At 41.4% G+C, this 21017-nt stretch carries 19 protein-coding genes; 11 read left to right on the plus strand and 8 right to left on the minus strand.

What is annotated here, in order from left to right:
- Positions 1–115: 115 nt before the first annotated feature.
- The gene (gene nhaR / locus HG263_RS07595) at positions 116–1009 is read left to right on the plus strand and encodes a transcriptional activator NhaR (RefSeq protein WP_171625467.1); all 894 of its coding nucleotides are present in this window, start codon (positions 116–118) and stop codon (positions 1007–1009) included.
- 2 nt (positions 1010–1011) lie between these two features.
- Here nhaR and HG263_RS07600 read toward each other — a convergent pair whose 3' ends face one another.
- Both HG263_RS07600 and HG263_RS07605 read right to left on the minus strand, forming a co-directional pair.
- Positions 1012–2196 (minus strand): histidine kinase, encoded by a 1185-nt coding sequence (locus HG263_RS07600; RefSeq protein ID WP_171625468.1) that lies wholly within the window; start codon positions 2194–2196, stop codon positions 1012–1014.
- Entirely contained in the window at positions 2189–2866 is a 678-nt protein-coding gene (locus tag HG263_RS07605) for a response regulator transcription factor (protein WP_171625470.1), read from the minus strand. Before HG263_RS07605 ends, HG263_RS07600 begins: the two co-directional genes overlap by 8 nt.
- Before the next feature lie 71 nt (positions 2867–2937).
- Here HG263_RS07605 and HG263_RS07610 point away from each other — a divergent pair, with 71 nt between their 5' ends.
- Positions 2938–4653, plus strand: coding sequence for an amidohydrolase (locus HG263_RS07610; protein WP_171625472.1), 1716 nt, complete (start codon positions 2938–2940; stop codon positions 4651–4653).
- Between the two features lie 98 nt (positions 4654–4751).
- Positions 4752–5687, plus strand: coding sequence for a class I SAM-dependent methyltransferase (locus HG263_RS07615; RefSeq protein WP_171625473.1), 936 nt, complete (start codon positions 4752–4754; stop codon positions 5685–5687).
- Here HG263_RS07615 and HG263_RS07620 read toward each other — a convergent pair.
- Positions 5667–6653 carry a hypothetical protein gene (locus HG263_RS07620; protein WP_171625474.1) on the minus strand — a complete coding sequence of 329 codons (987 nt, stop codon included), beginning with the start codon at positions 6651–6653 and terminating at the stop codon, positions 5667–5669. The two genes, HG263_RS07615 and HG263_RS07620, sit on opposite strands and share 21 nt — an antisense overlap.
- Before the next feature lie 164 nt (positions 6654–6817).
- Here HG263_RS07620 and HG263_RS07625 point away from each other — a divergent pair, with 164 nt between their 5' ends.
- The 4 genes from HG263_RS07625 (at position 6818) to HG263_RS22680 (ending at position 13123) form a co-directional block, all read left to right on the plus strand.
- Positions 6818–7657 carry a pirin family protein gene (locus tag HG263_RS07625; protein WP_171625475.1) on the plus strand — a complete coding sequence of 280 codons (840 nt, stop codon included), beginning with the start codon at positions 6818–6820 and terminating at the stop codon, positions 7655–7657.
- A gap of 13 nt (positions 7658–7670) precedes the next feature.
- A complete protein-coding gene (locus HG263_RS07630; RefSeq protein ID WP_171625476.1) occupies positions 7671–8642 on the plus strand; it encodes a glutathione S-transferase family protein in 972 nt (323 codons plus the stop codon).
- A 136-nt stretch (positions 8643–8778) separates the two neighbouring features.
- A complete protein-coding gene (locus HG263_RS07635; protein ID WP_171625477.1) occupies positions 8779–9675 on the plus strand; it encodes a GGDEF domain-containing response regulator in 897 nt (298 codons plus the stop codon).
- A gap of 1 nt (position 9676) precedes the next feature.
- The gene (locus HG263_RS22680; RefSeq protein ID WP_171625478.1) at positions 9677–13123 is read left to right on the plus strand and encodes an ATP-binding protein; all 3447 of its coding nucleotides are present in this window, start codon (positions 9677–9679) and stop codon (positions 13121–13123) included.
- A 65-nt stretch (positions 13124–13188) separates the two neighbouring features.
- Here the strand turns inward: HG263_RS22680 and HG263_RS07645 are convergent, their stop codons facing one another.
- Positions 13189–13761 (minus strand): DJ-1/PfpI family protein, encoded by a 573-nt coding sequence (locus HG263_RS07645; protein WP_171625479.1) that lies wholly within the window; start codon positions 13759–13761, stop codon positions 13189–13191.
- A 263-nt stretch (positions 13762–14024) separates the two neighbouring features.
- On the opposite strand from HG263_RS07645, the gene HG263_RS07650 reads away from it, so the two are divergent.
- The 3 genes from HG263_RS07650 (at position 14025) to HG263_RS07660 (ending at position 17568) form a co-directional block, all read left to right on the plus strand.
- Positions 14025–16178 carry a M3 family metallopeptidase gene (locus HG263_RS07650; protein ID WP_171625480.1) on the plus strand — a complete coding sequence of 718 codons (2154 nt, stop codon included), beginning with the start codon at positions 14025–14027 and terminating at the stop codon, positions 16176–16178.
- A 538-nt stretch (positions 16179–16716) separates the two neighbouring features.
- Complete coding sequence (locus HG263_RS07655) at positions 16717–16902, plus strand: hypothetical protein (protein ID WP_171625481.1); 186 nt, start codon at positions 16717–16719, stop codon at positions 16900–16902.
- Between the two features lie 204 nt (positions 16903–17106).
- A complete protein-coding gene (locus tag HG263_RS07660; RefSeq protein WP_171625482.1) occupies positions 17107–17568 on the plus strand; it encodes a GNAT family N-acetyltransferase in 462 nt (153 codons plus the stop codon).
- A 228-nt stretch (positions 17569–17796) separates the two neighbouring features.
- Here HG263_RS07660 and HG263_RS07665 read toward each other — a convergent pair whose 3' ends face one another.
- From HG263_RS07665 to HG263_RS07675, 3 genes are all read right to left on the minus strand, one after another.
- On the minus strand, positions 17797–18345 hold the full coding sequence (locus HG263_RS07665) for a DUF3833 family protein (protein ID WP_171625483.1): 549 nt from the start codon (positions 18343–18345) through the stop codon (positions 17797–17799).
- 11 nt (positions 18346–18356) lie between these two features.
- Positions 18357–18869, minus strand: a complete 513-nt coding sequence (locus HG263_RS07670; RefSeq protein ID WP_171625484.1) for a chalcone isomerase family protein — start codon at positions 18867–18869, stop codon at positions 18357–18359.
- Between the two features lie 85 nt (positions 18870–18954).
- Positions 18955–19857, minus strand: coding sequence for a LysR family transcriptional regulator (locus HG263_RS07675; RefSeq protein ID WP_171625485.1), 903 nt, complete (start codon positions 19855–19857; stop codon positions 18955–18957).
- A 96-nt stretch (positions 19858–19953) separates the two neighbouring features.
- On the opposite strand from HG263_RS07675, the gene HG263_RS07680 reads away from it, so the two are divergent.
- Entirely contained in the window at positions 19954–20439 is a 486-nt protein-coding gene (locus HG263_RS07680) for a GNAT family N-acetyltransferase (protein ID WP_171625486.1), read from the plus strand.
- Between the two features lie 11 nt (positions 20440–20450).
- Here HG263_RS07680 and HG263_RS07685 read toward each other — a convergent pair whose 3' ends face one another.
- On the minus strand, positions 20451–21017 hold the full coding sequence (locus HG263_RS07685; protein WP_171625487.1) for a uracil-DNA glycosylase family protein: 567 nt from the start codon (positions 21015–21017) through the stop codon (positions 20451–20453).

Here is a 21017-nt window from a genome sequence, read left to right on the forward strand (position 1 = left end):
CATAGTGTCATTTAATCAATTTGTCGCACCTCAATTGCAGGCACACAATAAATCTACTAAGGTATATAAAAAGAAAAAAGCTGATTATTTCTTACTTATTGGTAGGTATTAACGAATGATAACCAACATAAACTATAACCACTTGTATTACTTTTGGCAGGTTAGTCGTCATGGCAGTATTGCAGCGGCAAGTAAAGTGCTGCATTTAACACCGCAAACTGTCAGCGCGCAAATAACTAGCCTTGAGCAGCGTTTAGGTAAATCGCTATTTTTACGTGAGGGTCGTGGTTTACGTTTAACTGAGTTTGGGCAAATCACACAGCAATATGCCGATGATATGTTTACCATTGCAAACGAGTGGCTGGAGACAACACAAGGGGATATCAGCGCGTTATCGCGTACCCTTAAAGTAGGTATATCTGACGCACTGCCGAAGTCGCTCGTGTCTAAGTGGTTGGCGCCGCTTATAGAGAACGAGCGTATTGCTAATTTACATTGCATTGATGGTCAGCAAGCAGAGTTGTTGGCACAAATGGCAACCCATAAATTAGATTTAGTGTTGGCCGATAAACCGCTTGATAGCAGTTTGCCCTTTAAAGTATTTTGCCATGAGATAGGCAAAAGTCAGCTAGGCTTTTTTGGCGCTAAAGACTGGCAGTATAAATTGCAATCCAACTATCCTAGAACACTCAGTGAGGTGCCCGTTGTTTTACCCGCAAAATCAAGTCCTGTGACCAGCGCGATTCACTATTGGTTAGATGAATTAGGAATTGAAATCAGTATTGCGGGCCATGTTGATGACAGTGCATTAATGGTTGCGCTAGGCCAGCAAGGGTTTGGTCTATTCCCCGCACCGCTTTCAGTTAAAGACGAGATAGAACGCAACCGCGATGTCAGCTTTATTGGCCCGATAGACAACGTATATCAACACTACTATGCGTTTACACCAGATAGATTGATTAAAGACTCAATCTATTCAGAGTTTGTACGTTATGCACAAAGTGCATAATCTTACATAGCGGCTTTAAATTTAATTGTAAGTAGGTACTCACCACCTTCTAGAGTGACATTTTGATACCAGTTTAGCCGCTGGCATATTTGCTCTATGAGTATACTACCCAGCCCTACTCCTGATGAGCACTGTTTACTATCACCGATGGGATTTTGTAACTGTAATGCATCGTCACTTAGGGTGATAGTCAATGGTGGTTCACCGTGTTGTTGCGCATTTTCTATCGCTTGGGTGAGCAGTAGCTCAAACAATTCAGAGTGTATTGACTTGATAACCTCAAAGGCACAGAGGTTGAGTTTTATTGGCTGAGTTGGCGTTTGTAATTTTTGCACCACACCTTTAATGCTCCCTCTTAAGTCAAGCTGTTGGGTAGCTAAGTTATCTTGTTGCCATAGAGCCAGGACCGCGCTACAGGTTGATGTTAGGCGATGCTGTGACAGCGCTAAGCTTTGTAGCACCTCTATCGCTTCAAGGGGTAAATCATCAAGTTGTTGTAAGCGTGAGGTTCCATGTTGAATTTGAGTTAGTGGGGTGCGTATTTCATGACTTAAATATGTAGACACTAAACGCTCTCTTTGTTGGGCGAAATGCTCGGCTTGGCGAGCGATAGTGAGCGCTTTAAAAAATGCGCTTAACTCTTGGAATTTACTCTGTTTATTAGGTGGCTTGTTAGTGTTTACAAACTTAGTTAATAAATTGATTTCCATGTGTATTTTAAATGCACTGCGGATAACAATGTAAAGAATAGGGATGCTTAATACCACCAGCAATAGCAGTAACCATGGCATAATGGGTAAGGTGTCTTGCTTGTCAAAAAAGTGCAAGATAAATATCGGCACCGCATTAGAAGATGCCGGTTGCCAAGGTAATACATAAGTGTCGTTAAAGGTGTCACTGACTAAGCTGACTTGGTTCACTGGTAACAAGCCAGCTCGCCATGCTTGTTGTATAGGCAAGGGTAAGTCGCTTTGATGCTGCGTGAGCAGTTTAAAATCATCGCTTATTGGTAATTCAATCTGTTGCTGTGCGATAAGCTGCGCATCGTAATACAAATAGTGTTCGGCGCTATCATCAAGTGCAAACTCATAGCCGTATTTTGCTACGGTTATCCAGCATGCCATTAGCAATAGCATCAGCAAGATAATGCGGATACTTAAGTAGCGGATAATTGACGTATTACTCATCTGTTTTTTCCATTTTTAGAACGATCCCTTGCTTTTTTAAGGTATGCAATAAAGGTGTCTCATGTTCATGGCTTAAGTTGCTGCGTAAACGTGTTAATAGCGATTTATACATGTTGTTATTGACGTCTTGGTCGGGCCAAATGGTGTTTATAACCGTCGCTTTGTCTACTGGGTTTGGATAGTGCTCAACGAGCAACGTAAGCAATTGCCACTGTTGGGGCGAGAGCACTATGAGACGCTGCGCTCGAGTGATGATTTTGGCGTTTAAATCAACATTGAGCGAGTCTAAGGCAAAGCGTTTGTTGCTTTTAAGCGTGTTTTTATTGGCTAATAGCTTAATTCTTATGGCGAGCTCTTCTAACGCAAATGGCTTGGTTAAGTAATCCAATGCGCCGAATGAAAAGGCTTTGAGTTTGTCATCTAAGGCAGCTCGAGCGCTGAGAAATAAAATAGGCTCGCTGCGAGTATGTTGCCATTGCTGTGCTAGATTTAAGCCATCGCCATCAGGTAAATTTATATCTAGTACAATGGCGTCATACTGTTGTTGCGCACTGATAGATTTAGCCTGCCTAACCGTGCTGGCGTAGTCAACCTCAATGCCTTCTTTGGCTAAAAAGTCGATGCTATGGGTAGCTAAGAGCGTGTCATCTTCTACCAGTAAAATAATCATGGGTTGCCTATGCTGTTACCTTACGGTTACCTCTGTCTTGATAGTGTAGTGGTAATACAAAGGAGTCAACTATGAGTCGTTCTATTATGTTATTTTCTACTACACTGCTGGCGCTGAGCAGCTCGTTATCCGGGTGCTCAGACAATGCTGAACTATCACAAAACTCACCAACGATGTCTAACCAAGCATCAGCGAGCACGGTATTTGTCAATGCTCGAGTTTACACGGTCGATAGCAAGCAGCTATGGGCACAAGCGGTTGCTATTCAAGGCAATAAAATCGTTTTTGTTGGCAATGACGACAAAGCAAAAAGTTATATTGGCACCACCACACAGGTGATAGATTTAAAAGGCAAAATGGTGCTGCCCGGTTTTCATGACGTGCATATTCACCCGTTGGAGTCGGCTTCAGAGGTGACGCAAATTACCCTACCAGGCTCTGCCAGCGAGCAAGAGTATATGGATATTCTTCATGAAGCCAATTTACAGCACTCTGATAGTCGTTGGTTAATTGGTTATGGTCATGAAATTGCAACATTGCTAGAGATGCAAAGCTCGCCGTTGTCTGTTTTAGATGACGCTATCCCTGATCGGCCCGTGATCATCATGGAGCAAACCTCTCACTCGATGTGGGTGAATAGCAAGGCTTTAGCGCTTGCGGGTATCACTCACCAGAGCGTTGACCCTATTGGCGGTGTACTTGGGCGTGATGAGCACGGCTATCTAAATGGCATTTTGTACGATAACGCCGGTAATCAAGTTATGGAGCTGGCCATGCGTTCGCGCTCGGATGCGTCTGAGCAAGATTATTGGGGGTTAATAGAGTACACCATGCCCGAGCTAAATAAAGTGGGTATCACCTCCATCAGTGATGCGCGCACTTATTGGCAGCGTGGTCATCTACAGACTTGGCAGCGCGTGGCTGATGAAGATAAGTTAACGTTGCGTGTTAGTCTTGGTCTGTGGGCATACCCTCAAATGAGTGACGAAAAACAGCTAGCCAGCTTAAAAACGATGTTTAGCCGCCCAACTGACAGCTTATTAAAAGTGGACCAAGTTAAGTTTTATATGGATGGTATTTTGGTGAACAGCACGGCGGCAATGCATGATCCTTATGAAGTTGATTGGTTGAATCTATATGGCAATAAAGGGCTTAACTACTTTACCCAAGCGCGTTTAGAAAAATACATTAAAGCGCTTGAGCCTGTAGGCTTTGATTTTAATATTCATGGTATTGGTGATAGAGGCATTTACGAGGCACTGAATGCCGTTGAAAATGCCTCAAATGGCACTGCTCGCCACCGTATTACCCATTTAGAAGTGGTGAACCCTGATGACTTCCCTCGTTTTGCTAAGTTGAATGTGATTGCTGATGCGCAAGTCGCTGGCGAATTTAGTCAGCCAAGCCATTGGCCTGAGAATATCCCTCTCATTGGTGCAGAGCGTTCGCAAGATTTGGTGCCTATCAAGGAATTGCAAAATGCCAATGCCACGTTGACGTTGAGTAGTGATTGGAACGTGAGCACCTTTAATCCGTTTGTAGGTATCAGTCATGCGATTTCGCGCGCACCACAAAATATTACTTTAGCTCAAGCAATAGCGGCATACACCATTAACGGCGCGTATGCGATGCGCCAAGAGCACTTGGTGGGGAGTATTGAAGTGGGTAAACGTGCTGATTTAGTGGTACTCGATAACAATCTATTTGAACTCGAAGCAGAACAAATAAAGCAGACAAAGGTCGTTATGACACTGCTTGATGGTGAAGTCATTTATCAAGCCAACTAGTGCATTAAACCCTTATGGCATCATCGGCCGCTTTGCATGTGGTGCCACATTTAAAATACGCGTACAATGGCGCGCTTGTTTACTCCTAGTTTTTTATTATGACACCATCAGCCCTGCCTTTACTTGACCAACACCTTCGTCAAATTGATAGCTTTCCTTCACAAGTGAGACGACTTTTCCACGGCCGAGGCCAATGCTTTACAGGCCTTGAGCATATTACGGTAGATTGGCTTGGTGGGCAGATCCTAATTTCCTTATTCAAAGAGCCTGAAGCTGAGTTTATTCCAGCTCTTTGCGAGATGGTTAAAAGTTGGATAGATATACCGCTTTGGAAAAATAACGTGAAGAGTGTGTTATTGCACCATCGTAGCCGTCCTGATTGCGAGTTGCAGGTATTGTGGGGCACATATACAGCACAGCAGAGTGTGATAGAAAATGACCTGACCTTTTTATTAGACTTAGGCAATAAGCAAAATAATGGGCTGTTTTTGGATATGCGATTTGGCCGCAGCTGGGTTAAATCAAATGCACAAAATAAAAATGTACTGAACTTATTTGCCTACACGTGCGGCTTTTCGGTTGCTGCAATTGCTGGTGGTGCCAAGCAAGTCGTTAATCTTGATATGGCAAAAGCGGCGTTGAGCAAAGGACGTGAAAATCACAGAGCCAATGAGCATGATCTCAGCCGGGTTAAATTTTTAGGACATGAGTTATTCAAGTCTTGGGGTAAGGTCCGTAAATTTGGGCCATACGATCTGGTGATCATCGACCCACCTTCATTTCAAAAAGGCAGCTTTGCCCTAACTAAAGATTACAAGAAAATACTGCGTCGCTTACCTGAACTATTAAGCGAACATGCGCAGGTACTCGCGTGTGTAAATGACCCAAGCGTCGATTCTCAGTTTTTAATTGACGAAATGGCGCAGCAAGCGCCCGAGATGATATTTGTCGAGCGCTTAGATAACCCGCCTGAGTTTAAAGATATTAACCCAGAGGCGAGCCTAAAAAGTTTGTTATTTAAACGAGGCGTTTAGCTTAACCGCTTTGGCTAAGTTATCTAGTGCCTGTTCGAACGATACTTGGCCATTGATATAAGGGAGCCAATGCTGTTCAAGCTCAGGAAAATAATCCCAACGCCCTTTGTATAAGCTTTTTTTATTTGCATAAGGTAGGTAGTCAGGGTGTTCGGCTATGATGGCTTGGCGCGTCACCTCCCCTACCGTGTAAAACAATATAGGGTGCCAAATACCGGCATGTTCGGCAATTCCATGCTTTTCAAAAGTTTGCTCAATACCGTTTTTTAAACGCTCGTTTTCAGAAAAGGGTATGTGACTCAGTTCATGAAACAATAATTCTAGTGCATACCAATCACGAAAGCTTGGCTGGAAGGTATTCATATGCGTGACGTATTCACGCCCTGATGTAAACGCGCCTTGCCTTGTAAATGGGCGGGCATGTGCAAAAATTCGGTGCCTTGGCACGTTTACCAATTCCCCTAAAAATAGTTGACCAAGCCTTTGATTAATTTCTTCACCATATTGTGTGAGCTTGCTTTGAAGGTTTGCTTGCCAAATACTGTTTTGTTGACAATGTGCTTGCCAAAAGTGTTCTTTGTATAAGCCTACGGTTGCAAAATAAGATTGACTAACAGGGTTTACGTTTACACCTATCAATGGCTCATTTTTGCCAAACCATTCGGTTAGAAGTGCAAGCTCCCCCCTATCAAAAAGCGGGTGGAAGCGCTTTTGTTTAGTGAAGGTTTGATATTGAACAACTGAGTTTTTTAGGGTTTGTTTGTCTTTGTCGGAGATAGACGAGTCAGACATAAAGGCTTCAAGGCTCTGGGGCTTTCTCGCTGAATAAGTCAAAAAGCTGTGTAAGTTTGCTTCAGGACTATTTATAAAATTCAGATTTTTCCAACCTTTTGGTGTGTTATCACAGGTCAATGCTGATGAACTAAAAGCACAAAAAGCCAATATAGTGAAAAACGCGCGAAGCATGATGATATCCCTTCTATATTTTTCTGGATTGTAGCCTTTGGTTAAATTAGTAACAAGTTGAAGGTGCATTCTGATTTTTAGAATGATTGACCCTGAATTTACTAATTTTCGTTCTTTTTTGTTCTGGTAAAGTTGAATCATTAGATAGTTTTTGGAGCAAAACAATGAAAGTTATTCGTAGCCAAAAGGCGTATGCGACCAAAGATGGTGCAGGTGTGCGCATTAACCGCATCGCCGGGTTTGACGGTAAGAGCTTAGACCCATATTTGATGATCGATGAGCTTAAATCAGATGACGAAAGCGACTATATAGGCGGATTTCCGCCTCATCCTCATCGAGGTATTGAAACTTTTACCTATATTCGTAAAGGTGGGTTTGAGCACCAAGACCAAATGGGTAACAAAAAAGCCATTCGCAGTGGTGATGTACAATGGATGAGTACAGGACGAGGGGTTGTACACAGCGAAATGCCGTTAGTTGATGAAGACAATGGAATGCACGGTTTTCAAATTTGGTTGAACATGCCAGCCAAAGAAAAGATGCGCCCACCGCGTTACAAAGATTCTATTGATACTGGCGTGCCAATGCTAGTTAACTCTGAGCAAGTTGAATTACGTGCCTTAGCTGGTGCTTGGTCTATGGACTCTCAAGTTATTGAAGGTGTCATACAAGGACTGGCTGGTGATGGTGCGATTGCGGACGTCATATTACCTAAAAATGCCAAAGCGGTACTTGATGTTTCAAAGCATGGAAAAGTGTTGGTCTATATTCACAGTGGTCAACTCGCGGATTCAGCATTTGCAGCGGGTAATTTACTAGAGGTGTCGCCTAGCGAACCGCTCAAATTAGCTGCAGCTGAAAGCGGTTTAGGGGTGTTAGTACTGGCAGGACAGCCGATCAACGAAGAAATAGCGCACATGGGTCCTTTTGTTATGAACACTCAAGAGCAGCTGCGCGAAGCGCTCAGAGATTATCAATTGGGTAACTTTGGCGACATTGTTTAGTTAGGAGGATGGTATGGGATTGCTTGTAGACGGAATATGGCAGGATAAGTGGTATGACACCAGCAAAAGCGACGGTAAGTTTGAGCGAGAGGCGGCAAAGCTAAGAAATTGGGTCACTAAAGATGGCTCGGCAGGCCCAACTGGCGAAGCTGGTTTTAAAGCGCAATCGGGGCGTTACCACTTGTATGTTTCGCTTGCTTGCCCTTGGGCGCACCGCACTTTAATTTTCAGGGCGCTAAAAGGGTTAACTGAGCACATATCAGTGTCGATAGTTAGCCCTGATATGCTTAGTGACGGCTGGACATTCGACACCGCCAGCGGTAGTTCAGGAGATGAATTATACGCTCATGCGTTTATGCACCAGCTGTATACGCGCAACGATAGTAATTACTCAGGGCGAGTCACCGTACCTGTGCTTTGGGATAAGCAACAAAAAAGGATCGTTAGTAATGAGTCGAGTGAGATTATTCGTATGTTTAACAGCGCTTTTGACGAGATAACTGGCAATCGTGATGATTACTACCCAAAGCAGCTGCAATCATCCATTGATGATATTAATGACTATGTTTACAAAAACATTAATAACGGTGTATATCGTTGTGGCTTTGCCACAACTCAAGAGGCGTATGAGCAAGCATTCGATTCATTATTTGCTGCATTGGATAAAATAGACGCTATTTTAGCTGACTCACGTTACCTCGTAGGAGAAAGCCCTACAGAGGCTGATTGGCGCTTGTTTACAACTTTGATCCGCTTTGATGCGGTATATTTTGGGCACTTTAAGTGCAATAGACAGCAAATTGAAGACTACCCCAATATCGCGAATTACTTACGAGATTTATACCAATGGCCCAACATCGCTGATACTGTCGACTTTAAGCATATTAAAAGACACTATTACTACAGTCATACCATGATTAATCCAACACAAGTGGTGCCAAAAGGACCTGATATAAACTACTGGTCAAAGCACAACCGTCGTTAATCATATCCTAATAGAGGCAGGCACAGCGTTACCAAATGCTGTGCCCTCGTATCTCGTGGTTTTTGCAAATATGAATCGCTCTACTAAAGTTATATCTAGTCAAAAGATGTAATACGTACTTACGGATAAAGTTTCGATGCATGCGAATATCTTGGTTGTTGAAGACGATGATATAAACTTTTTAGTGATACATAAAATCCTTTCCTCAAACTATACCGTAGAGCGTTGTGTAAGCGGTGATGATTGCATTAAATTTTGTGAATCAAAGACGCCAGACGTTATTCTAATGGATGTAGAAATGCCTGGCTTGGATGGTTTAGAAACCTGCAAAGTGCTTAAAAATCGTGATGTAACCAAAGATATCCCGGTGATTTTTGTTACTTCTCACCGAGAAGACCATGAACAAACTCTATGTTGGCAAGCAGGTGGTAGCGATTTTGTTATTAAGCCAGTTAACGCCTTAACTTTGTTACATAGGGTGGGTGCGCAAGTTAAATTGCAATACCAGTATAAAAAGTTAAAAAAAATGGTATTTGTTGATGGTCTTACGCAAGTATATAACCGCCACTACCTTACTTCAGAGCTTGTAAAGAGGTTGTCCTACGCTAAACGAAATGGTACTGCATTTTCACTGTTAATGGCAGATATTGATTGGTTTAAAAAATATAATGATTTTTACGGGCACCTGACAGGGGACGAGTGTTTAAAGCAAGTAGCGCAAATTATTGAGACTAACCATTTGCGAGGTGAAGATGCGGTGGTTAGATATGGTGGTGAGGAGTTTGTATGTATTATGCCACAGGTTGATAAGTACGGCCTAGAAACGCTTACTAATAAACTAAAACAGCGCATAGAAGAAGCCTATATCAGTCATGAAGGGTCACCCTTTGGCAACATCACACTCAGTATTGGTGGCGTGTACAGCAATTCGGTGAGTAATGTAGATGATGAAAAATGGTTGCAGGCGGCTGATGAGCAACTCTACTTATCTAAACAAAGTGGCCGTAATTGTATCACCATAAAGGAGCTATAGTGTGGTAACAAAACAATCTGTTTTTCGTGTGATTAAGAGTGGCTCATTGGGTGGGAGTTTAGCACTGTTAGCACTTACTATGATTATCGTGTTTGTTATATATGACTCCAATATTCAAAAACAAACTCAAAATAAAATTACTCTACAATTGTCTGATGCCTTAGTGCAGCAAAAGGATATGTTTAAAAGTGAGGTGCAAACCTATAGAAATTACATCAACTTTTTAGTTGATACCCCACCCATTCAGGGGATCTCTAGAGCACAGCGCAATCAAGGTATCGACCCAAAAGATAACACCACTACTGAGCAGTGGAAAACACGCTTATCAATGATTTTTAGCTCTATGATGTATACCTATACCGAAATCAATCAGCTACGGCTACTAGATGGTACAACGGGCGATGAGTTAGTCAGAGCAGACCGTTACGGTGGCTTGGTATCAATTCAGCCCCCTGCCAAATTACAAAACAAGGCACATCGAGATTACTTTTCACAAACAATAAAACTTAAAGAGCGGCGCATATACGCATCACAAATAGACTTGAACAAAGAGCACGGAGAAATTGTTTACCCCCTAGAGCCAACTCTGCGTGTTGCCACTCCAATATATAATGAAAGCAATGAGTTATTTGCAGTGTTGGTGATTAATTTGGACGCGCAAATATTACTCGATAAGCTCAAAAGCGCATTGCCACAGGGCGTTTTATCAAATATTTTAACGCCTGATGGTCATTTTATTTATCACCCCAATGAAAACTTACGTTTTAGTAAAGATCTTAACGCTGATATGACATGGCAATCGTATTTTAAGCAAAAACCATGGTTAATAGATGGTGTGCTCGTTGCAAGTTCAGAGAATATGCAATATCTGGCCATGAAAGCTGACTTGTTTGTGTCTTCTAACTCAGATTTGGGCAAGGTTGAAGGTGTTAGTTTAATTCCTTATGCACAGTATGAAGAAGCGTTATTTGATAAGCGATTGAACGCATATTCGTTAATTTTGGTAATCGTGATCTTATTTATGTTGGGAGTATTGGCACTGTGGGCTTACTACAGAAATAGCCAGCAGTTGCTTGAAGCCAGATCTGAGTTGGCAGATATTATTAACGGTGCATCTGATGGCATTATTGGATTTAATAACGAACTTGAAATAACTAGCCACAATATTGCTGCTGAGCAGTTTTTTACCGAGTTACAAGGCGTTTCAAGAGGTCCGTACAAGCTGCTAAGTCGTTATATACCGAATGATTATTTTCATTCTACGCTATATAGTATCTCTCATAAGCTCCCCCCTGAGCCGTTGGAAATTAATGTTGAGCTTGATGCAAAGCTGCGTGATTTACACTTAACGGCATCACCCATCCGTTCAGTTGAAGAAAAGTTACTGGGATTTGCACTGTTTGTGACCGATACCACAGAGCAAAACAAAGCCAAAGCAGAAATTGTTAAAATGAACGAATCTTTAGAAGCGCAAGTTGAACAAAGAACCTTAGAGTTAGCATTGGCTAAACACCGCGCAGAAGAATCTTCTGAAGTGAAAAGTGCTTTTATTTCAAATATTAGCCATGAGATGCGCACACCATTGAATGGTATTTTAGGTACTCTTGAGTTAGTCCGAAGAGATATTGTAAGTCAACAGCAATCTAATTATCTAGAGATGATGGGGACCAGTGCCAAAACCTTGTTAAGCTTAATCAATGACGTGCTCGATTTATCTAAAATTGAGGCGGGCAAGCTAGAAATTGATTCACAGCCTTTCAATCCAATTCAATTAATTGAGCATGTTGCCAGTTCGGTTGGAATTAAAGCTCAGCAGAAGCATCTTCAATACTTTCTTGATTTAACTGACGTTAGGTATTTAAGTCTGACAGGGGACGCTGGGAGGTTAAAGCAAATACTGTATAACCTAATTAGTAACGCGATTAAGTTTACAGTAAAAGGTGGAGTCTATATCAATGCCAATACCACAGAAGAGGAAGAGCAGGTTTGGTTAGAGGTATCAATTAAGGATACTGGCACAGGTATAGCGAAAGAAAACTATGATAGATTGTTTGAAGCCTTTAGCCAAGAAACACAAAACGTATCAAGCGAGTATGGTGGAACAGGCTTAGGTTTGTCGATATGCAAGCAATTGTGCGAGCTTATGGGTGGAAAAATAGACTTTAAGTCAACAAAAGGTAAAGGCAGCACATTTGTTTTTTCTATTCCATATCAGCGCAGTGATGCCAAGCCGCTTTATTTGCGCCCTATTTTAAATGGTAAAAAAATCTTCTTGGCTACAAAAACAGAGCAAGAAGAAAAGTACTGGAAAAAAGTACTGAGTTTATTTGGTGCGCTTATTTGCGATTTGAATCATGCTGATTTTTGGTTGGTTGACTTTGGCAGTGAGCTTGGGCAAAACTTGTCAACAGCATCAAACTTGGACAAAAAAGCATGTTTTATTTTTGACCCCATATCTGACCCTACCCCACCCAAATATGCGTTAGCGACTATAAGTAAGCCTGTAGCCTATGTAGATGTGCTTGCTGCTTTCAACAAACCTGATACTTTGGCACTTTTCGATCTTAAAGGTAGCATGATTAAAAGCAAAGATTTTGCTAGTAAATTTTCTGCACTTAAAGGCCAGACGGTTATTGTCGTCGATGACAACCAAATTAACTTGGAAGTGGCTAAAGGTGTATTAAACGGGCAGAATATAAACTCTTTGTTAGTACATTCTGGGCAAGAGTTACTGGAAAAATTAAATTACCTTGCCGTAGAACGAAATGAAGTGTTGGCTATTTTAATGGATTGCAATATGCCGATTATGGACGGCTATACAACAACAGAAGCTATACGAGCTGGAAAAGGAGGGGAACTATATAGGTCGGTGCCGATTGTCGCTTTGACTGCCAGTGCTATGGATGGAACTGAAGAGCGTTGTAAGTCTGCAGGCATGAATGATTATGTTACTAAACCAATTGATGCCCAGAAACTATTTGGTATTTTGATTAAGTATGCAGCTAGGGTAACCGAATCGGATAAAGATGAGAGCGAGTCGGTACAAGCTGCTAAAGACCCTGCGAGTGAGCTCATAGACGATGAAATGGATATTAACATACCTTCGTTAGATCGAGAGGCTGCGTTGGCGCGCTTAATGAATGATGAGAGTTTATACACTAAGATTTGTGAGCTTTTTAAAGAAAGTGCAAATGCCCGTTTTATAGAAATGACCGATGCGATAGAGCAAGTTGACAATGAAAAAATAAAACAAGCGGCGCACGCACTTAAAGGACAAGCTGGAGATGTTGGCGCCAAGCGCTTGCACTATTTAACGAACAAACTTGAAATTGCAGCTAAGGATAAAGATCAAAGTAACACTCATCGGATGATATACACGGATATTCAAATTGAATTACAACAGGTATATAGCGAAATAGATTCTCAGGTCTTAAATGCGGCTAGCTAATACTTATTTGGTCCTGTTAGCGGGTATTTGGAAGTTGTGCCCGCCTTTATTAGATAATAAGGGGATCAGTCACACCATGTATACTCCATATCTAGAGCAGTTTGCCGAGCGACTTTATCACCAAACCTTTTTCTTACTAGCGCTAAGCACATATCAATACCGGCTGATATACCGGCCGAGCTAGTAAAATTTTGATCCATGATGTAGCGCTTATTCTCGATGACACTCAGTTGAGGATACTTAGTTTTTAATTCTTCTATTTCTTGTCGATGTGTGGTGACCTTCTTTCCATCAATAAGCCCAGCTTCAGCGTACATAAATACACCGGTACTCACAGATGCACAAGCGCGGGTATGTTGAGCAGTCTCTGCAAGCCAATGGAGAACAGTTGGGTTTTTCATTATTCCTTGATGCTTTCCGCCTGCAACGATCAGCAAATCAAAATGCGGGTTTGAATAGATGCTGTAATGGGGGTTTACACTCATACCTCCTCGCGCTCTTACCGGTGCTTGCGTAGGTGCGACTAAACTGACGCCGAGGTGTTCATTGATATGTTTGTTGGCTGAAGAAAAAACTTCATAGGGGCCACAAAAATCGAGGATTTCAACGCCGTCATAGATGAAAATTCCAACTTCCATAAGGTCTCCACTAATTACAATAGAACCCAAGCTAACAGTGTAGTTATAGAGCTCAAAAAATGATAACCCATTTTTACGTTCACCGCAGTAATTGTATTTTTACCGCGTAAATGTTGCAGTTTTTTGTTCCCCATTTAGACTGGAGTGGTTTAAATATCAAATTGACCTCAGGTTTGAACAAGAGTTTTGGAATAGGAAATACCTATAAACTGAGCAATCCAATGAGGTTAATTAACAAAATAAAAAAATACAAAGAGTATATTATGATTAAACCAACAATAACGGTTTTGAGTGCAGCGATTGTGTTTGCGCTAGCTGGGTGTAGTGCTACATCGACCCAAGAACAAGTTGTCGCTGCACAGGTTGTACAAAGTAATCCGCTGCTACAAGAGTTTAAAGGGCCGTATCAAGGCGTTCCTCAATTTGACAAGATGAATCTTGCTGACTTAAAACCGGCCTTAGAGGCAGGTATGGCCGAACAACTTGCTGAGGTTGAGGCCATTGCTAATAACCCTGAAGCCCCAACATTTAAAAATACCATTGTTGCTCTTGAAAGCGCCGGGCAAACGCTAGACCGAATCTATGCATATTATGGTATTTGGAGAGCTAACAAGTCGAGTCCTGAGCTACGAGAAATTAGTAGTGAGATGGCGCCCAAATTGTCTTCTTTTTATTCTAAAATCAACCAGAATGGTAAGTTATTCGAGCGTATCAAGACAGTTTACGAAAGCGAGGAGCTAAAAAGCCTTACCCCTGAAGAACAGCGTATTACTTGGATGACGTACAATAGCTTCGCCCGTAATGGTGCTACGTTAACAGGTGAAGCCAAAGAGCGTTATGCGCAAATTAACCAGGAACTTGCCTCTTTATACACTAAGTTTTCTGCCAATGTGTTAGCGGATGAAGAAAACTATGTCGTTTATCTATCAAAGGATCAGCTATCTGGTCTTCCTTCGTCATTTGTTGATGCAGCGGCTGCAGCTGCAAAAGAGCGTGGCAAAGAGGGCATGTATGCAATTACAAATTCTCGCTCTTCTATGGATCCGTTTTTAACCTACTCGACAGAGCGAGCCTTAAGAGAACAGGTTTGGAAAAATTACTACAACAGAGGTGGTAATGGTGATGAGTATGATAACAACGCGATTATCAAAGATATTCTCACCTTACGTCATGAGCGTGTTAATTTACTCGGTTATGACAACTACGCACAATGGCAACTAGAATCTCGCATGGCTAAAACGCCTGAAAATGCGATGGAATTGATGAATAAGGTATGGCCAGCTGCAATTGCTCGAGTAAAAGAAGAAGTTGCTGATATGCAAGCTATTGCAGATAAGGAAGGCGCTGGTATTACAATTGAGCCGTGGGATTATCGCTTTTATGCGGAAAAAGTGCGTAAGGACAAGTATGACTTGGACTCTAACGAGGTAAAGCAATATCTACAGCTAGATAAGCTTAGAGAGGCGATGTTCTATGTAGCCGGCAGGTTGTTCAATTTTGAGTTTTCTGAAGTCCCAGCTGGTAAAGTTCCTGTGTTTCATCCCGATGTGCGCGTTTGGGAAGTAAAAGATAAGACAACTGGTAAACATATCGGTTTGTGGTACCTAGATCCTTTTGCTCGTAAGGGCAAGCGTTCAGGCGCTTGGGCAACGACTTATAGAAGTTATACCACATTTGACGGACCAAAAAATGTGCTTAGTTCAAACAACTCTAATTTTGTAAAAGGTGCTGAAGGTAAACCAACACTGATTTCTTGGTCGGATGCTGAAACGTATTTCCACGAATTTGGTCATGCATTGCATTTCTTATCTGCTGATGTGGTTTACCCTAGCTCTCATAACGGGGTTCGTGATTATACTGAGTTTCAGTCGCAGCTTTTAGAGCGCTGGTTAACTACGGACGAAGTTATTAATAACTTCCTTGTGCATCAGGAAACCGGTGCGCCGATGCCAAAGGAGCTGATAGCAAAAATTAAAAAGTCAGCAACATTCAATCAAGGTTTTGCGACTACAGAGTATCTAGCATCTGCAATAATGGATCTGCTTTATCATAGTACTGACCCTGCACTTATTGAGCCTGCAAAATTTGAAAAAGAGCAATTAGATAAGTTAGGCATGCCAAAAGAACTTGTGATGCGTCACCGCAGTACGCATTTTGGTCATGTGTTCTCGTCAGAAGGTTATGCAGCAAGCTATTATGGATATTTATGGGCAGAAGTATTGACTTCAGATGCTGCAGAGGCATTTGCAAGTGCTCCTGGTGGTTTTTATGATAAGCAAGTGTCTGATCGTTTGGTGAAGTATCTATTTTCTGTAAGAAATGCTATGGACCCAGCGCAGGCTTACCGTTTATTTAGAGGAAGGGATGCCGATGTAAGTGCATTGATGCGCGACAGAGGGTTTCCTGTTACTAAATAACGAGACTGATTAGAGGGCTTGGTTGGCCCTCTTTTTTTGCTTAAATTTGTATGAACTGTGAATAGAACATTACTATCTTTGATGTTTATGAATTGGTCTTGAACGTCCATCTTGGATGAGTGAGACATAACGATGTAAAGGGGGAGGCTGCGAAAATATAAAGCTAATAAAGCACCAAGATATGAATGAAAAACTTGTAAAGGGGGTTTACGAGTTCCTATCATGGTTCACTATTTTCAATTTGAATCGCAATGGTTAAGCCTATTTCAGAGGAAGTATTGCAAAAAAGTGAGTTATTTTTAATCTGGTCAGATGAGTTTGCATTTTATTGAATTAAATAGAATAATTGCGCTTTCTTAGTTTTTTTGTATGGTTTTTCTTTTTTATTCTAGTTACTTTGTTTGAGTTTTCCTGTTCTGTTTGTTATAAATACTCATACTTTATTAAGGTAAAGTTTAGTTAGTCGCTAATAGCGTTAAAGTTTCATTCAAGGATGTGGTGCTTATTGTTAGCTTATTTTTTATTTTAGGAGCGCATCATGTCATTATTTCGTACCTATAATGTAGATTCTGAGCAGCAATTAACTCTGCCAATAACGTTTGCAATTACATTACTTTTGTTAGCATTAACCCTATTTACTTTTCCTAGCCAAGCAGATCACGCTAATCAGTCTGTTGCACAAGAAACACAATGCACACAAAACCCGTGTGAGGACGTATCTTAGCGTACCCTTAATCTTGCAATTGTAATATCTAAACAACCCCTGATATTGTACCTAATATAACTTGCCTGTGTTGTTATCTACCAGATTGTTTAATTAAAACGAGTCGAATTATTGTGAATTTGGGATAAATAAGCTTGTTCATTTGTCCTAACTCGGTATAGTTTGTTTTTCGTAAAAAATACGCAAAACTACTGAGAATTATTTATGCAATTAGTCGATTTAAATCCTGAAGACCCAAGTGTTATTGAAGTATTTTCTGAAATCGACCGTCTAATGAATACTTTGTACCCGATTGCGAGCGACCAATCTCTTAGTCTCGAGGAACTACGTCAGCCAAATGTACATGCTGTAGGATTGAAAAATGAAGATGGAATTGTGGCGTGTGGAGCGATTGTAAAGCAGTTTGATAAATCCTTATATGGTGAAATTAAACGTTTATATGTACGCCCAAGTTATCGTGGAAAAGGCCTTTCAAGACGTATTATGCAGATACTTCTTCATTATGCTGGAGAGGCGCAAATTCCTTTGATCCGCCTAGAGACTGGTAGCAAACAAAGTGAAGCAATTCATTTATATGAAAACTTAGGTTTTAAACGTCGTGAATGTTTCGGTTTTTATAGAGACAACCCACTGAGTGTATTTATGGAATTGTCTTTAAATGAGTAGTGATTAACATCAGCTTCGGTTAAGCGGATTTACTCATTTCCACTCTCTGGTTGCCTTTATTTGTAATCGTCTGCTATTAAAAGTGAGAGCGCCTTGAAGTTGAATAAAATTCCCTTTTTGGATTGCAAGTTATGTTAGTTCACAAGCATTTCCTATTTAAAAACGCTTATCTAAACTTAAAGTAACTTGGTATAAGCGGCTCCCATAAATGCTTTTAAAAGCTAGGCACTAATTTACATTAGGTAATTTCTGCATAAATATCGTTACCTCAGCCATCGTAATACCGAACTTTTTGATGTAAGAGCGATTCACAATGGTATTGTCGTTGAAAGACCATATCCAGTCATCAAAGGCAACCTCATAGCTTGTATCATCTACAGGCAAATTCATACTGTATTGCCACCTCATTGCATTACCATATAGTTGACCTTGTGCAATGCCGAGTATGTCGTCGGCGCTACCTTGCAGCATATCAGTTTGATTATTTTCCGAGATGTTCCATACCCTGCGTGTCACGCCCTCCCCTACTTCATAATGAAATGTTTCGTCGAGTACCAAAGTGTTATCATTATTAATGGAGCCTTTGATATCGACCGTGAAGCGCTGTACAAGCTCACCCGAACGGTTTTGTACAATCCCCCAAGCTTTTACGGACCCATTAAAGAAATGGTAAGGGTCAAAACTAGGAGAAATATCATTGTATTTCTGTGGGTTGATATTTGTTCCGCAGCCACTTAACACGCCAGCTGCTATCATTACAGTGATGGTTTTTCGCACGTTGATATCCCCTATTCTAAGTTAAGCAAGGCTTTTCGCATGTTTGGCTCTGAGGTTCTTTCATCAAGCCAAATGGCGAAAAAGTGCTGAGTAAACTGTGGATCTTCTATTTCACCGATTAACGTTTCACCTAGATAAAAACGACTTGTTCCGTTGATTGTGCGTTTGCCATATAACTCTGTACCATGGCTCACGTCTGGAAAAATTGACTGCATTTGAGAGTGCCATAGAGCTAGCTTTTGCTGGTCTCTAAATCCTTGATTTTTCATTTCTTCAACCGAACGTTGTGCAATGTCTTTTCCTTTAAGATCACGTAAATAATGTAGCTTTAGGATAAAAGGCTTGTTTTTGCTAAATTGCCCTTGAGGCGCAAAGAGTGTCGCTTGATATATATCCCAAAACAAATAAGTCAGTATTGGAGAAGTACCAACAGGCTCGGATGTAGGTAGTAATTTTTGAGCAATAGATGCCTGTACAGGAACACTCATCAATAGTAGCCAAGATAATAATGTAACGAGTTTCATAACAATTCCACGAGTTCATCACTTATGTGTTATACGCAAGCGGATTGCTTATAGATCTGCGATATGGTGTTTTTGTCAAGGACCGTTACAGTTTTGAAAACTGACTGAATTGTTCAATAAACCACGTCAGTTTTGGGTCATTTTGTCTAGTTTTATGGAAATACAACTTAATCTTGTAGTTAGGGATGTCCAATGGTGGTTTCAGCAGCACTAATTCAAGGGGCTTGGTAACTTGGAGGGCATAGGTTTCAGGTAGCGTCAGCAAATGATGAGAGTGTTGTAGATAATAAGGTGCAGTGAGAACATGAGGCAAGGCGATAGCCACTTTCCTGGATTTTTTAATTTTTGCCAGCATGGAATCGACGATGCCTTTCGTTTCGTTCCAAGGTGCAATGAGAATGTGGGTATGGGCCAAAAAATCTTTTAGGCTTAGCGATGTTTGCTCTGCGAGTGGGTGGTGTTTTGAAACTGCGGTGACATACCTATCTTCAAACCATGAATACTCTAATATGCTTTCACTTTTCTCTTGCTCATGTGTAAAGCCACATGCAAAGTCAAGGCTACCGTCCCGTAACGCTTCTTGAGGAATACGCTGCTCCAAAGAGACTAGTTGTAAGCTAATATGTGGGTAGTGGGCATTGAATTTGTGCACCAACGGCTTTAAACACCAAGCCGTATAATCTGTCGTAGCGATAGTGAAACAGGTGGGTAAATCACTGTTAAACGGTTCGAAAGGTTTTAATCCGACGGTGAGTTGTTGCATAGCGGGTAAAACGCTTTGAGCTATTTGTTGAGCAAACATAGTCGGAACCATTTCGTTATCTATACGAATAAATAACTCATCAGCAAGACGCTGTCGAAGCCGAGAGAGAGCGTGGCTGCAAGCTGACTGGCTAAGGTTTAGCTCCTGAGCCGTTTTGCTAACGGAGGCTGTTTGATAGAGTGATGCAAACAGCTTGAGTAGATTGAGATCGATATTTGGTAACAATGATGATTTCCTTGCATATTGAGGTTGCAATATATGCACTTAATTCATGTGCCACTTTAGCATACACTAGCATTTTAAGGTTAAACAAGGATTCAAATGAGTATTCAAATTCGTCCTGCAGAAAAAAGCGATGCTGCAACTATATTGGCGTTTATTAACAGTCTCGCCGTTTATGAAAAAGAGCCTGACGCTGTTTTTAATACGGTATCAGAAATTGAAAAGAAATTATTTTGTGAGCACCCTACTGCACACGCACTTATTTGTGAGCAAGATGGCGAGGCGATAGGTTTTGCAGTTTACTTTTTCAATTACTCAACATGGCTTGGTAAGCACGGTTTATACCTCGAAGACTTGTACGTATCGCAAGATAAACGTGGCAATGGTGCAGGGAAAGCCATCATGCAGTATTTGGCGCAATTAGCCCTCGAAAAGGACTGTGGTCGTTTTGAATGGGTAGTACTTGACTGGAATAAACCAGCAATCGATTTTTACGACAGTATCGGTGCTAAACCACAAAGCGAATGGATTATTTACCGTTTAAGTGGTGATGAGCTGCGCTTATTTGCCGAGCAAGGAAAGTAGCAAACCCGCCGCTATTCTTCTAATGCTTCTTTAACACGTGCTCTTAAAGCTGGGAGCACGTCACGTTCAAACCATGGATGGCGTTTTACCCACATTTGATTTCTGGGGCTTGGGTGTGGCAACACGATTTGCGCTGGTAGTAGCGTGTTCCACTTGTTAACTTGTTCCGTCAATGACTTGTCTTTTTCTAAGTGGAAACGCTGAGCATGTTGGCCAATGATAATTTTTAACTTTATATTATTCAGCTGGCCAAGTAAGTCATGGTGCCATGTTTTAGCGCACGTAGCAGGCGGTGGTAGATCCCCCGACTTACCTTTTCCTGGATAACAAAAGGCCATGGGAATGATTGCAAAGTTGTTTGCATTGTAAAATTGTTCTTCATCAACATTAAGCCAAGCTCTTAAGCGTTGACCACTGGCATCGTTAAATAAGCGGTTCGTTTTATGGACACTTAAGCTGGGGGCTTGTCCTGCAATTAGTATTTTTGAGTGCTTGTTTACTTGCAGTACAGGGTTGGGCCCCAGAGGAAGCGATTGCTCACATAACGTGCATGCCCTGATTTGATTAAGAAGCTGCAT

The organism is Pseudoalteromonas caenipelagi (assembly GCF_013140855.1).
Lineage (GTDB): Bacteria > Pseudomonadota > Gammaproteobacteria > Enterobacterales > Alteromonadaceae > Pseudoalteromonas > Pseudoalteromonas caenipelagi.